At 68.0% G+C, this 14236-nt stretch carries 11 protein-coding genes; 5 read left to right on the forward strand and 6 right to left on the reverse strand.

Annotation, left to right across the window (positions count from 1 at the left end):
- Positions 1-4: 4 nt before the first annotated feature.
- The 5 genes from QQM39_RS14915 to tnpA all read right to left on the reverse strand — a co-directional run bounded on the left by QQM39_RS14915 (position 5) and on the right by tnpA (position 7139).
- On the reverse strand, positions 5-730 hold the full coding sequence (locus QQM39_RS14915) for a hypothetical protein (RefSeq protein WP_301997189.1): 726 nt from the start codon (positions 728-730) through the stop codon (positions 5-7).
- A gap of 14 nt (positions 731-744) precedes the next feature.
- Positions 745-1050: a hypothetical protein gene (locus QQM39_RS14920; RefSeq protein WP_301997191.1), complete on the reverse strand. Its 306-nt coding sequence runs from the start codon at positions 1048-1050 to the stop codon at positions 745-747.
- Positions 1051-1078: 28 nt separating this feature from the next.
- Complete coding sequence (locus QQM39_RS14925) at positions 1079-3286, reverse strand: glycoside hydrolase domain-containing protein (RefSeq protein WP_301997192.1); 2208 nt, start codon at positions 3284-3286, stop codon at positions 1079-1081.
- Positions 3287-4074: 788 nt separating this feature from the next.
- Positions 4075-6474 (reverse strand): transglycosylase domain-containing protein, encoded by a 2400-nt coding sequence (locus tag QQM39_RS14930; RefSeq protein WP_301997193.1) that lies wholly within the window; start codon positions 6472-6474, stop codon positions 4075-4077.
- Between the two features lie 236 nt (positions 6475-6710).
- The gene (gene tnpA / locus QQM39_RS14935; protein ID WP_301997195.1) at positions 6711-7139 is read right to left on the reverse strand and encodes an IS200/IS605 family transposase; all 429 of its coding nucleotides are present in this window, start codon (positions 7137-7139) and stop codon (positions 6711-6713) included.
- Positions 7140-7243: 104 nt separating this feature from the next.
- Between tnpA and QQM39_RS14940 the strand changes: the two genes are divergently transcribed.
- From QQM39_RS14940 to QQM39_RS14955, 4 genes are all read left to right on the forward strand, one after another.
- Positions 7244-8485, forward strand: coding sequence for a transposase (locus QQM39_RS14940; protein ID WP_302003586.1), 1242 nt, complete (start codon positions 7244-7246; stop codon positions 8483-8485).
- A 341-nt stretch (positions 8486-8826) separates the two neighbouring features.
- Positions 8827-9351 carry a PadR family transcriptional regulator gene (locus tag QQM39_RS14945; protein WP_301997196.1) on the forward strand — a complete coding sequence of 175 codons (525 nt, stop codon included), beginning with the start codon at positions 8827-8829 and terminating at the stop codon, positions 9349-9351.
- On the forward strand, positions 9348-10037 hold the full coding sequence (locus QQM39_RS14950) for an ABC transporter ATP-binding protein (RefSeq protein WP_301997197.1): 690 nt from the start codon (positions 9348-9350) through the stop codon (positions 10035-10037). Before QQM39_RS14945 ends, QQM39_RS14950 begins: the two co-directional genes overlap by 4 nt.
- A gap of 68 nt (positions 10038-10105) precedes the next feature.
- Positions 10106-12409, forward strand: coding sequence for an ABC transporter permease (locus QQM39_RS14955; RefSeq protein WP_301997198.1), 2304 nt, complete (start codon positions 10106-10108; stop codon positions 12407-12409).
- Between the two features lie 454 nt (positions 12410-12863).
- Here QQM39_RS14955 and QQM39_RS14960 read toward each other — a convergent pair whose 3' ends face one another.
- A complete protein-coding gene (locus QQM39_RS14960; protein WP_301997199.1) occupies positions 12864-13829 on the reverse strand; it encodes a LysR substrate-binding domain-containing protein in 966 nt (321 codons plus the stop codon).
- Between the two features lie 152 nt (positions 13830-13981).
- Here QQM39_RS14960 and QQM39_RS14965 point away from each other — a divergent pair, with 152 nt between their 5' ends.
- Positions 13982-14110, forward strand: coding sequence for a hypothetical protein (locus tag QQM39_RS14965; RefSeq protein ID WP_279617157.1), 129 nt, complete (start codon positions 13982-13984; stop codon positions 14108-14110).
- The last annotated feature ends 126 nt before the right edge of the window (positions 14111-14236 follow it).

The raw sequence follows: 14236 nt of genomic DNA on the forward strand, positions 1-14236 counted from the left end.
GCCTTCAGCTCACCCGCTGCTGCTGGGCAAGGTGGTTCGCGCGGCTGCGCCGGGACTTGTCGAGGACATCCACGTCGACGCCGGCGCCCTGGCCGGGGGTGGCCTCCGCCGCGCGGAACTTGTCGGCAAGTTCGCGCACCCGCCTGTCCGCCGGGCCGAGGTCGATGTAGAAGAGCGACTCGTCCACCGGACTGTCGTCGCCGCCCCAGCGGACCACGCCCTCGCAGTCGGCGAGGATGTCGCGCAGCGTCAGCAGCTGAAGCGGAAAGAGCCCACCGCTCGCACTCGCGCCCGGACGGATCTGGACCGCCGTGCCGGAGGCAAGGTTGGACTCCGGCCGATTCTTGTTCAGACCGCCGATACGACGCCATCCCGCGAGGTCGATCCGGGTGAGCTGCTCGACCTCGTAGTGGAAGCGCCGGATGACGTGGAGCAGGATCGCCTCCACGTCGCCGATCCGGACGTCGAGCTCAAGGCCCGTGCCGGGGACGGACCGTGTCCACACTGTTGAGACGTGGTTGGCCTCCTTCTCCAGGGGCCAGCCGTTCGCCGAAGTGGGCGCCTTCTTCGGCACGTCCGCGGGCCGGGCCGTCGTACCGCTCCGGGTACCGGCCGCGGCTGTGCCGGGTGCGAAGGCCCCCGCGGCGACCGCGGCGGTGATCAGCCCGGTGCTCTTGACCAAGGCTCGTCTCGATATGCCGTTCACGCTGCCGCGCCTCTCGGTGTGCACGTCTTGTTCCCTTCTCACGATGAGTAGATGATGAGCGCCATGCTCGGCAGGAAGGTGGCCAGGGCACTGAGCGGCCAGTAGGTGCGCGGTGTGAGGACACTCCGGCGCCTTATGGACCGGTTGACCGACCACCAGAGCATTGCGTAAGGGCCGACGATGATGGCGGCGATCGGCAGCCAGAGCACCATGGGGTCGTTGTCCGTCGGCTCGGGGCCGCTCAGCCAGTTCGCCGCGAGGAACCACAGCAGCCAGATGGGTATCACACCCGGGATTCCGAGAAGCACATTCGCGCCCAGGGCCATCTGCCACCGTCTGGTCATCTGTCCAGCCTTCTTTCGTTCGCCGGTCTTACTGGGCGCGCGACAACGCGTTGTACTGCTCCAGGACGTTGTACAGGCCCATCAGTTCTCGTCCGTACTGCTCGGCATCCGGACCGGTACCGTTGTACTGTCCGAGCACCGCCTCCGTGACGTGGACGTTGCCGCTCAGGTCCGGCCGGTCGATACCGAGCAGCTCCGAGTTCCAGAGCAGCACGTAGGCGACGGTGCGGACGTTGTATACCTCGTCGTCGTGGAGCTGGTCCCAGACCTTCCGGAGGTCGGTCTTGGAGTTGTAGTCCAGTCCCTCACCGTTGATGATGCCTTCGCCGATGCAGTAGTTGCGCGCCTTGATGGCGGTCGCGGCGAAGATCTGTCCCCACCCGGTGCTGCAGTCGTCCAGCTCACCTGCCTTGACCGCTGCGTCGGAGGCGAAGTCGAGAGGGTTGAGCTTACGCAGTTCCCACAGGACCGGGGCCTGGATGAGAGCCTTGCGCATCCGCAGCGTTCGGGCCAGTGAGGTGAAGAGCCAGTCCGCGTCCACCACCGTGTTGAACGCCTCCGTGTTGGAGATGCCCCCCAGGCTGGCCCAGTCCTTGTCGGTCCAGCCGTCGCCGCCGGTCTCGGGGACGCCGATCGACTCCAGGTAGGCCTTCACGTCCTGGAGCATCAGGCTCCGGTACGCGGCCTCGTCCAGTCTCGTGTCCAGTCCGCCGAGGTCGGCGCCGGCGTCGAAGTCACTCTGGCCGAAGTCGCGGCCGGAGACGATGTTGTTGTCGATCTCGATCAGCCCGGCTCCGGAGCCGACCTCGATGGTGGAGATCTGGTCGAACGCCCAGTTGGTCGGCAGCGGGTAGCCGAGGTTGCCGGAGAAACCGCTGGACATGTCGGACACGAAGCTCGCCGCGGCGTACCCGGCGTCCGCGACGCGCTGGCAGACGTTGCGGGGACCGTAGACGCCCACGCCGTAGCTGGAGTTCTCGCCGATCGTCCGCATCACCCCGCGGAAATGTGGGATGACGTATTGCGTGACCTCGCCGTCCATGGCGTCGTAGTCGACGGCGAAGTAGATGATGGTGCCGGGCCTGAAGCCGTGGTACTTGGCCCACTCGATCGCGCGGAACGCGTCGGCGGCGCCCTGGCTGGGGCTGAAGTAGTCGGCGGACCGGCTCCATGTCTGGAAGATCGGGAAGCAGCTGAGCCCGTACTCCTTGATGGTGGCCAGCTCGCCGGGCTGGATCTGCTTCTCCGGCAGGTCCGTGGAGGAGGGGTTGAAGAGGTAGCGGCCGATGTACTTGTAGCCGGCGTCCTTCAGCGCCTGCGCCCGCGCGGGCGTGATCATCGTGACGCCATCGCAGGCCGTGCCCTTGCGGGACTGGTCACCGTAGGAGACCAGCAGCGAGGCCCAGGTCTGGAAGTCGCCGGCGCCAGTCACCGGGAGCTTGCTGAAGGACTGGAAGGTCTCCACGCCCGACTGAACCGTGGAGGTGAAGCTCCCGAAGGGAACGTTCCGCTTGTTCAGGATCATGGCCGCGGTGAACAGCTGCGCCCAGACACCGGTGGTGCCCAGCGACACGGTGTGGCTCCTCAGGCCGGACTGTGTGCCGGGCCCGAACACGCCGTTCGCCACACCGTCGGCCATGCCCAGCTCGTACTGGATCGCCAGCAGCATCGACTTGGCCACGTCGCGGGAGTGGTGGCCGTCGCAAGGGATGACGTAATAGTCCTTGCGCAGGATGTACCGGCCGTTCAGCCACTGCTGTATGGAACGGATGGCGTCCGACCCGTTGAGGACGGTGACGTACGCGTCCATGTTGAACAGGCCCTTGACCACTTTCGGCCACAAGGAGCTGCCCGGGTAGATGTCGGCCACACCCATGTTCTGGTGCAGCTTCACAACAGAGTCCTTGACGCGATCGTTGTAGGTGCCGTCGATCTCGCCGCCGTCGTAGCCCTTGCAGTACAGCGCTGACTGGATGATCCGGCAGAAGTTCGCCGAGGGGATGGTCGTCTCATCCAACTTGCCGTACTTCTCACCGATCGTCGCCAGGGTGGTCGGCCCGAAGGAGTTCGACAGGGCGGTGATGCCCATTTCGTACTGGAGAGCCCGGGTCAGGGCGTACATCACGGGCCAGCCCGTCTGGCCGTTCTCCTCCAGCTTGGATATGCCGAGCGTCGCGCCATTGTTGTAAGTGGTGTTGACGAACCTCTGGGCGCGAAGCACCATCTCGTCAGCCATGAAACTCCGTCTTCCTCTGGGGTCAACTTCTGGAAATGCGCGGGAATTAGCGTCCACTGGTCACAATTATTGTGATCTTCGACCGCCGACGCGAGGCGGTCAAGTCCGATATGAGACGAGATCTACATCTCCACGGACCGAGCGGACCCAGTCTTCACTCAACCGTGATCTCAATGGAATGGAATTCGAGCACAACCCTGAGGCGGTCTCAGGAGTCGCTTCCGGCTGCGCTCTGAGATCAATGCCTATACTGCGCAGGCGAGTTCGAGTTCGCTCGGATTCAATGACTGAAATTCAAGGACGGGACGCCTGAATGAAGCGCACACTCGGTAAATCCGCCGCCATCGCTGTCGCGGCTGTGGGAATCGCTTTGACGAACACATCCGCCTACGCGGACGGATCCAACGTCACTGCCTGGACGCAGCAGGACAGCAGCGGCACGGCGGGGGGGCGGGTCCACCTTCAAGCCGTACGGCGAGCACCTGTACATCGAGGACAGCGTCGCGAACGGCGAGTCGGTCGTCGCGCACATACAGTACGGCTCGAAGGACCAGTGGTGGTTCAACAGCGGGGGCGCCGGCACCACGCGCCACCTCGACCTCGATATCGCCGAAGGCACCGAGGTGGCCGTCGCCGCCTGCCGCGGCCACTGGAAGGGCAGCGTCGCGGACAGCGAGATCTGGGCCTGCGGCATCTGGCGGGTCACCACCGCCTGACGTCGAACGGCCTGCCCGGCCGTCGACGCAACGGGGAAGGCGCCCGGTACGGTGCCGGGCGCCTTCCTGTTGTCACGAGTCGTCGCCGCCGGGTCTCACCGGGGCCACGGTGATGTCGTCCGTCGGCTCGCCCGTCGGGGGTGTCGTCGGTTCCTCCGTCGTCGGCGTCTCCGTCGGCTCCTCGGTCGTCGGCGTCTCCGTCGGCTCCTCGGTCGTCGGCGTCGGTGTCGGTGTCGGCTCCTCGGTCGTCGGCGTCTCCGTCGGCTCCTCGGTCGTCGGCTCCGGCGTCGGTGTCGGCGTCCAGGTCGGCTGGACGGCCGCGCCCTGGTCGGTGTCGAGGTCGAACTCGGCGTCCGTCTTCGTCACGCCGAACATGTAGGCGGACCAGATCTCCGCCGGGAAGCCACCACCGTTGACGCGGTCGTTGCCGCCGGCGCCGTACATCTTGACCTGAGGGTGCGGAGCCTTGTCGTCCTCGCCGAACAGCCCCACCGAGGTGACCAGGTCGGGTGTGTAACCGGTGAACCAGGCCGACTTGTTGTCGTCGGACGTACCCGTCTTGCCGGCGACGTCCTGGCCGTCATGCTTGGGGTTCTGCGCCACGGCCTTGCGGGCCGTACCGTCGTCGACCACGCCGGTCAGTACCGAGGTCACCGTGTCGGCGGTCTCGCGGCTGACGACCTGGTCGCCGATCGGGGCCGGGAGCGTGACCTTGAGGGCGTCGTGCTCGACGCTCTTGACGAGGGCCGGGGTGACCTTCTTGCCGTGGTTGTCGAGGGTCGCGTAGACGCCTGCCATCTCCAGGGGGCTCGCGCCCATGGTGCCGAGGGTCTGCGCGGGCACCGCCTGCTGGCCTTCGATGTCCATGCCGAGCTCACCGGCGAGCTTCATCACCTCGGGCATACCGACGTCGACGCCCATCTGCGCGAAGACGGAGTTGACGGACTTGTTCATCGCCGTCTGGACGGTGATGTCGCCGTAGTCCTCGTCGTCCTCGTTCTCAGGGGCGAACCCGACCTTCTCGCCGTTCGAGACGACCTGGCGCTTGCTCGTGCCGTCGTACACGGTGTCCGCGGTGATCGGCCTGCCCTCCTGGGTCTCGGCCTTCCCCTCCAGGGCCGCGGCGAGGATCACCGGTTTGAACGTCGAAGCGGGCTGGTAGTCCCTGCGCGTCGCGTTGTTGAGGTAGTGCTTCAGATAGTCCTCGCCGCCGTACATCGCGACGACCGCGCCGGTCTTCGGGTTCACCGAGACGGCGCCGGCCTGGACGTCCGCGTCGACCTTGCGCTTCTTGGGGTCCAGCTTGTCGGTCAGCTGAGTCCGGGTGGCCTTCACCAGCGCCGCCTGCTTCTTCTTGTCTATGTTCAGCGTGACGGTCCAGCCGCCCTGGTCGACCATCGCCTCGGCCTGCTTGGCGTCCTCGGCGGTGCCTGTCTCGACCAGTCGCTTCTCCAACGCACTGTCGGCGGCCTTCACCAGATAGCCGGTCTGGCCCCCCATCCCGGGGTCCTCCTTGGCCGGCTTGGGCACTCGGAACGTCATCGCGTCGCGCTTGGCCTTGTCCAGCCAGCCCTGCTCGACCATGTTGTCCAGCACATAGTTCCAGCGCGCCTTGGCCAGGCGCTTGCCGTCGTCACTTGCGATGGCCCAGTCGTACTGGTTCGGCGCCTGCAGGAGCGCCGCGAGGTAGGCGCCCTGCTCGACGGTGAGGCGCCTGGCATCGGTGCGGTAGTAGGCCTGCGCGGCGGCCTGGATGCCATAGGCGCCCCGGCCGTAGTAGCTGGTGTTGATGTAGCCGGCGAGGATGTAGTCCTTGGACTTCTCGCGGTCCAGCTTCAGCGAGATGACCAGCTCCCTGAGCTTGCGGGAGACGGTCTGCTCCTGCGTCAGGTAGTAGTTCTTGACGTACTGCTGGGTGATCGTCGAACCACCCTGGGCGCCCTTGCCGTTGAGCGTGTTGAGCAGACCGCGGGCCGTGCCCTTGAGGTCGACGCCGGAGTCGTTGTAGAAGGTCTTGTTCTCGGCGGCGACGAATGTCCGCTGCACCGGCTTGGGCACCTCGGACAGGGGCACGATCTCACGGTTGAGATCACCGGTGCGGGCCAGGACCGAACCGTCGCTGTACTTGTAGATGTTGCTCTGCAGCTTGGCATCGTCGTTGCCCTGGGGAATCTCGATCATCATGTACAGCGCGATGAAGGCGCCGATGCCGAGCAGGCAGACTCCGAGGAACGTGCCGAGGATCTTCTTCCAGGTGAACAGCCGGCGCATTCGGCCCTTGCCGTCACCGCCCTTGCCCCCGGACTTGGCCGCCCGGCGGGCCGCTGCCCGGCCGCCGACCGCCGCCGACGGGGCGCCTATGACGGTGGGCGAGTCGCCCGCCCCCGAGTGCGAGGGCGTCCCGGACGAACGCCGGGGCGCCGCGCGGCGGCCGCCGCGCTGCCGCGCTCGTCTCTCTTCCGCTCGTCCCATGGGTCAGCTCCGCTCCGCTTCGCTCTTGTGTGCGCATCTACCACACAGGTTCGCCGCTCAGGTCAGCTCAGAAAGCTAACACCGGAAGATGTGACAAAGAGCAGCCGATCCGGTCTTTGCGGACGTGACAATCAGCACCTGTTCCATCAGAACCGACTACTGAGGGGTGCACAGGGTTGCTCGGGCGGGAATGTGCATCACGTGGCTCGTGCACAAGCCCGTGCCCACGACGGGCGTCACACGGGGCGCTGCTGGTTCTCGATGTACTGGCGTACGGCGGTGAGCGGCGCCCCGCCACATGATCCGGCGAAGTACGAGCCCGACCAGAAGTGGCCATCCCACAGGTACCTGCGGACGTGGGCGTCGTATTCCTTGCGCAGGAGCCGGGCGGAGACGCCCTTGAGGGAGTTGACCAGCTTGGAGAGCTGGACCTTGGGCGGGTAGTGCACGAGCAGGTGTACGTGGTCGTCCTCTCCGTCGAACTGCTCCACCTCGGCTTCGAAGTCCTCGCAGACCTCCCGCATGATCTCTTCGCAGCGCGTCAGCATCTCGCCTGTCATGGCCTCGCGCCGGTATCTGGTGACGAAGACCAAGTGGACATGAAGGTTGTGGATGACATGGCGGCCTGCGCGTACGTCGGGGTTTGGATTCCAGCGCGGTGTCATGAACCAAATGCTACGGTGATCGCGTGACAACGGAACGTGCGCAGGAGATTCGACAGTTCGGGCATCGTGCCCGGCTGGCGCTGACCCCTGCACAGGTCCGGCTCATCGACTCCCAGGCCCACGCCGCACGGGCGACGTGGAATCTCCTGCACGACTTATGGATGATGACGCCGAAGTGCCGCCGCTCCCTCAGGGCCGCGGACGAGGCGATCCGGCAGGCCCGCCGGGATATCGACTGGCTCGCCGTGCTTCCCGCCCAGGCCGCACAGGTGGTCCTGAAGACCTACCACCGAGCATGGAAGAACTGCTGGGAAGGAAGGGCCGACGCACCGAACTTCAAGGCCCGCTTCCGCACGATGATGTCCGTGGACATCCCCCAAGGGCGCGACCTGCACGTCAAGCGGGTGCACCGCCGCTGGGGCATGGTCAACATCCCCAAGGTCGGCCGCATACGCTTCCGCTGGAGTCGCGACCTGCCCGTGCGCAAGAACGCAAACGCGGACAACCGGATCACTGGAGCCCGGCTGGTCAAGGACGCCCTCGGCTGGCACATCGCCTTCCGCATCCAGACCCTCCAGAGCGCGCCCGAGCCACACACCGGGTCCGAGGTCGGCATCGACACCGGAGTCAACGTCCCGCTCGCCCTGTCCGACGGCAACCACCAGGACCACGGCCGACCGCCCCGGCTCCCGAACGGCACAGCCGATCGGGAGAAGTGGCTGAACCCCGACGAGAAGGCCAAGCTGCTGCGCCTGGAGCAGCAAGCCGCGCACCGCAAGAGCTTCCACAAACGCGGCGAGAAGACCGCTCGCCGACTTCAGAACACCTACGACCAGATCAAGCGGCTACGCGCAACAGCCACGCGCCGCGCCACTGACTGGCAGCACCAGACCACCACCGAACTCGCCCGCGCCTACGGCGTGATCGTGGTGGAAGACCTGGACATCCCGAACATGGTCAAGTCCGCCAGGGGCACCATCGACAACCCGGGGAAGAACGTCGCGCAAAAGTCCGGCCTGAACCGCTCCATCAGTCAGGAGGCCTGGGGCCGCACCGTGACGATGCTGACGTACAAGACCGCCCGCCACGGTGGCACCCTGCACAAGGTCCCCGCCCCGAACACCTCCCTGCGCTGCTCCGCGTGCGGCTTCATCACGCCGGGCAGCCGACAGGACCAGTCCACGTTCGTGTGCAAGAACCAGGACTGCGGCTGGTCGGGCAACGCCGACCACAACGCCGCCCGGAACATCTTGCACCTGTACCGGATGGGCCACGCGCTCATCCCGGCTGCCGGAAGGGCAGTCGTCAGGCGCCCACGAGGCGTCAAGCCCGCCACCGCAAGGTAGGCAGGAATCTCCCAGCCTCAGTCGGGAGAGCACTTCAACAGTGACGGTTCCCTGCTCCCGGTCCCGCGCACCGGGCGGGGTGGGCTGGGGACGAACTGGTCCGCCAATGCGCAGATCGAGTTCCTGCTGCGACGCGCTCTCGCGGAGGCGGGTCGACTGCCGGGCGAGGCCAAGCCGATCGCCCGCCGTGGCCGTCCTCCCGTGAAGCCACCCGAGTCCCAGTAGCAGAACCGTGACAATCGGCCCCCACCTGGGCCGTCGTACCACCGCCGTACCCACCGCCATGATCTACACACTCGACGTATACATGCGGCGTATACACCCCGTGTAGAGTCATGGCCATGTCCATCGGTCACACCCTTCTGGGCCTCCTGGAATCGGGCCCCCGCCACGGCTACGACCTGAAGCGGGCTTTCGACGAGAAGTTCGGTCACGACCGGCCGCTGCACTACGGCCAGGTCTACTCGACGATGTCCCGGCTGCTGAAGAACGGGCTCGTCGAGGTCGACGGGATCGAGCCCGGCGGCGGGCCCGAGCGCAAGCGGTACGCCATCACCGACGCCGGGATCACCGACGTCCAGCAGTGGCTCGCGACGCCCGAGAAGCCGGAGCCGTACCTTCAGTCGACCCTCTACACCAAGGTCGTCCTCGCCCTGCTCACCCGGCGCGACGCGGCCGACATCCTCGACACGCAGCGCGCCGAGCACCTGCGCATGATGCGGATCCTCACCGACCGGAAGCGGAAGGGGAATCTCGCCGATCAGCTCATCTGCGACCACGCCCTCTTCCACCTCGAGGCCGACCTGCGCTGGCTGGAACTCACCGCCGCGCGCCTCGACAAGCTGGCCGAGGTGGTGGTCAAGTGACACCGCCTCCCGGTTCCCTGCTCGCGGCCCAGGAGCTGCGCAAGGCCTACGGCCCGACCATGGCGCTCGACGGGGCCGAGTTCTCCATCCACCCCGGCGAGGTCGTCGCCGTGATGGGGCCGTCCGGCTCCGGCAAGTCGACGCTGCTGCACTGTCTCGCCGGGATCGTGCCGCCCGACTCGGGGTCCATCACCTACGCCGACCGCGAGCTGGCCACCATGAGCGACGCCCAGCGCAGTGCGCTCCGGCGCTCGGAGTTCGGGTTCGTGTTCCAGTTCGGTCAGCTCGTGCCGGAGCTCACCTGCGTGGAGAACGTCGCCCTTCCGCTGCGCCTCAACGGCACCTCCCGCAAGGAGGCCGAGAAGGCCGCCCTGACCTGGATGGAGCGGCTGGAGGTCGACGACCTGCGCAAGAAGCGGCCCGGTGAGGTCTCCGGCGGTCAGGGGCAGCGCGTCGCCGTGGCCCGCGCCCTGGTCACCAACCCGCGCGTGGTGTTCGCCGACGAGCCGACCGGCGCGCTCGACTCCCTCAACGGCGAGCGCGTGATGGAGCTGCTGACGGACGCCGCCCGGTCGACCAACGCCGCCGTCGTCCTCGTCACGCACGAGGCGCGGGTCGCCGCCTACTCCGACCGCGAGATCGTCGTACGGGACGGCAAGTCGCGGGACATGGAGCGGGTCGTATGAGCGTGGGATGGGGGCATCCCCGGGCTCGAGCGAAGTCGAGAGTTTGGGGGAGGGCCCGGGATCTGGGCATGGGGGTCCGGTTCGCCTTCGCCGGCGGACGCGAGGGGTGGGTCCGGGCACTGCTGACGGCCGTCGGGGTCGGGCTCGGGGTGGCGCTGCTGCTGCTGACGACGGCGGTCCCGAACATGCTGGCGGTCCGGCACGAGCGGGAGAGCGCCCGTGCCGACATCGACTACAGCTACACGGATCTGAAGAAGTCGGACCGCACCCTGATCGTCGCGGACGTCGACACGGACTTCCGGGAGAAGGACATCCGCGGCCGGGCGCTGGAGCCCGAGGGAGCCCGGGCACCGTTGCCGCCGGGGCTGGAGAAGTTCCCCGCGGTGGGCGAGATGGTCGTCTCCCCCGCGCTGAAGAAGCTGCTGGAGTCGGACGACGCCAAGCTGCTGCGCGAGCGGCTGCCCGAGCGGATCGTCGGGACCATCGGGGAGAGCGGGCTGATCGGCTCGCACGAACTCGCCTTCTTCCGGGGCGGCGACGGCCTCGCGCCGTACATCGACGGCGCCCGGGTCGCCCGTATCGAGCGGTTCGGGGACACGAGCCCGACCGAGACGCGGACCGACCCCGTGCTGATCCTGCTGGTCATCGTCGTCTTCGTGGTGCTGCTGATGCCGGTCGCCGTCTTCATCGCCGCGGCCGTGCGCTTCGGCGGTGAGCGGCGCGACCGCCGCCTCGCGGCGCTGCGGCTGGTCGGCTCCGACAGCCGGATGACCCGGCGCATCGCGGCCGGCGAGGCGCTGGCGGGGGCGGTGCTGGGACTGGTCTTCGGTGCGGGCTTCTTCCTGATCGGCCGCCAGATCGCGGGCTCGGTCGAGGTGTTCGACGTCAGCGTGTTCCCGAGCTACCTCAACCCCTCCCCCGCGCTGGCGCTGCTGGTCGGCCTCGCGGTCCCGGCGGCGGCGGTGCTGGTCACGCTGTTCGCGATGCGCGGCGTGGTGATCGAGCCGCTCGGTGTGGTGCGTACGGCCAAGCCCTCGCGACGCCGGCTGTGGTGGCGGCTGCTGCTGCCGCTGGGCGGCCTCGCGATGCTGTGGCCGATGATCGGCCAGGGCCGCGACAACGGCGCCTTCAACGAATACCTGGTCATCGGCGGCGTACTCCTGCTGCTCATCGGCGTGACCACCCTGCTGCCGTGGGTCGTCGAGGCGGTCGTCGCCCGGCTCGGCCCGGGCGGCGTCGCCTGGCAACTCGCCGTCCGCAGGCTCCAGTTGAGCAGCGGCACGGCGGCCCGCATGGTCAACGGCGTCGCGGTGGCGGTCGCCGGGGCGATCGCGCTGCAGATGCTGTTCGCCGGGGTGGAGAGCGACTACACGAAGCAGTCCCGGTACGACACCCAGCGGGCGCAGATGCAGGTGTCCATGTCCCATAACGCCCGACTCGGCCCGGCCGTCGAGCAGTTCCGGGACACCAAGGGCGTCCAGCAGGTCTACGCGCTCGCCGAGGGCTACCTGGGCGAACGGCGCAAGGACCCGGACATGGGTATCGAGATGACCGTCGGCGACTGCACGTCACTGCGCCAGGCGGCCGAGCTTCCCTCCTGCCGGGACGGCGACATCTTCTACGTGTCGAACTCCGAGTACGACGAGGACACCCCGAAGCTGGCGAAGCAGCCGGGCCGGACGTTGTATCTGGACCCGTCGTACGAGGGCGGGCCGCCGCGGCAGGAGATCGCCTGGGCCGTGCCTAAGGGCCTGAAGCCGGCCCGCACGCAGGAGGACTTCATGGGTATGCAGCGAGGTGGCTTCCTCGTCACCCCGAAGGCGCTGCCCGCGGCGGCCACGCCGGCGCTGCGGGGGCAGGTGTACCTCAAGCTCGACCGCTCGGTGCCGGTCGCGTACGACCGGGTGCGGAACACGGCGACGGCCGCGGACCCGCTGTCCTACCCCATGACCTGGTCCTCCACGCAGACGGCCGACCGCTACCGCACCATCCGCACCGGCCTGTTCGTGGGCGCCGTCTGTGTCCTGGCGCTGATCGGCGCGAGCCTGCTGGTCTCCCAGCTGGAGCAGCTGCGCGACCGCAAGAAGCTGCTGTCGTCCCTGGTCGCCTTCGGCACCCGGCGCCGCACCCTGAGCCTGTCGGTGCTGTGGCAGACGGCGATCCCGATCGCCCTGGGCCTGCTGCTGTCCTCGGTGGTGGGGCTGACACTGGGCGCGGTCCTGCTGCGGATGACGGCCACGCCGGTCATCGTGGACTGGACGAGCGTGGTGTCGATGCTGGGCGTCGGCGCCGGCATCGTCCTCACGGTGACACTGCTGAGCCTGCCGCCGCTGCTGCGACTGATGCGCCCGGACGGCTTGCGTACGGAGTAGGCACACCGTCCACGGCTGCCGCCCCACCCCGGCCTCAGGCGTCCGGACCCCACCGGTCGGGACGCCTGAGGCACGCGTAGCTCACCCCTCCGCGTCCACCACCCGAACGGGCAACGGCCCCAGGACTCCGCACCCACGCACAGCATCCAGGGCCGCCCTCCCCAAGCCGACCACCGCCACCCCTGCCCTCACCGACACCGCGAAGGCCACACAGGGATCACCCCTCCCCGTCCACCACCCGCACCGGCAGCGGGCACAGGACCGCGCACACGCACGGCATCCAACCCTCTCCCGCCATTGGGCCCACCGGCCCGATCGCCCCCGGTCGCCAGACACAGCCGAGGCCCGGACCAGGCACAAGCCGGCGAGACGGCCTACGCCCCACCCCGCCCGCACACCAAGCCGACCACCGCCACCCCCCGCCCTCACCGACACCGCGAAGGCCACACAGGGATCACCCCTCCCCGTCCACCACCCGCACCGGCAGCGGACGCAGCGCCTCGCGCAGGGCGGAGGCCAGTTCCTCGTACTCCGCTGCGCGCGCCGCTCCCGTCCGCATGGCGAGGGCGACGCGGCGGGTGGGTGCCGGGTTGGCGAAGTAGCCGGTGAGGAGTTGGCTGCTGCGGGTCGTCTCCAGCTTGAGGGCGGTGCGCGGCAGCAGCGTGCAGCCCAGGCCGCCCGCGACGAGTTGCACGAGCGTGGACAGCCCGGCGGCCGTGGTGGTGACCGGCGCGTCCTCGCGGCCCGCCTCCCGGCAGATGTCGAGGGCCTGGTCGCGCAGGCAGTGCCCTTCGTCAAGGAGCAGCAGGTTCAGCTCCTTGAGGGCCTCGCGCGGGATGCCCTCGCGGCCGCCGAGCCAGTGGTCGAGCGGGGTGACGAGCACGAAGTCCTCGTCGAAGAGCGGGAGTTCGGCGACGCCGGGCACACCGAGCGGCACGGCGAGGAGCAGCAGGTCCAGGCGGCCGGTCGTGAGCCCCTCGACGAGGCTGGCCGTCTGCTCCTCGTGCACCTGGAGGTCGAGGTGCGGATACCGGTCGTGGACGAGGCGCAGGACGGTCGGCAGCAGGTACGGCGCGACGGTGGGGATGACTCCGAGGCGGAGGGCCCCGGTGAACGGCGCCCGGACCGCCTCGGCCTCCTCCATCAGCGCCCCGACCTCCACCAGCACCGCCTTCGCCCGTACGGCCAGCCGCTCGCCGGCCGGCGAGAGCAGCACCTTGCGGGTCGTGCGCTCCAGCAGCGTGACCCCGAGCGTCTCCTCCAGCGCGGACACGGCGCCCGAGAGCGCGGGCTGACTCATCCCGATCGCGGCGGCGGCGTCCCGGAAGTGGAGATGCTCGGCGACGGCGGCGAAGGCCCGCAGCTGGGCGAGGCTGGGCTGCCGCTTCTTGCCCAGGGGCATGCTCTTACCCACGGTCATCCCGCCTCACGATCATAGATAGGCACCTCCTATCAACCTGACCGAGTGTAGCTATTTCCCGTATCAATGCGGCCTGTGCCAGGATCGGTAAGGTCCAACCCAAGGGAGACACCTGTACCGAACAGGTGTCTCTTTCGCTGCAAGGAGAGCGCGTGCTCACTGTCGGTGACAAGTTCCCCGAGTTCGAACTGACCGCCTGCGTCTCGCTGGAGAAGGGCAAGGAGTTCGAGACGATCAACCACAAGACCTACGAGGGCAAGTGGAAGATCGTCTTCGCCTGACCGAAGGCAAGCAAAAAACACTTTGAGGTGATGGAACCTCTGTGTGATCTTGTCTTCAGGGAGGCTGCTTGCAGGCCGCTGACCAGCATGGACAACTGCGTCAGCACGCAGCAGGCAGACAAGGGA

The organism is Streptomyces sp. DT2A-34 (assembly GCF_030499515.1).
Classification (GTDB): domain Bacteria; phylum Actinomycetota; class Actinomycetes; order Streptomycetales; family Streptomycetaceae; genus Streptomyces.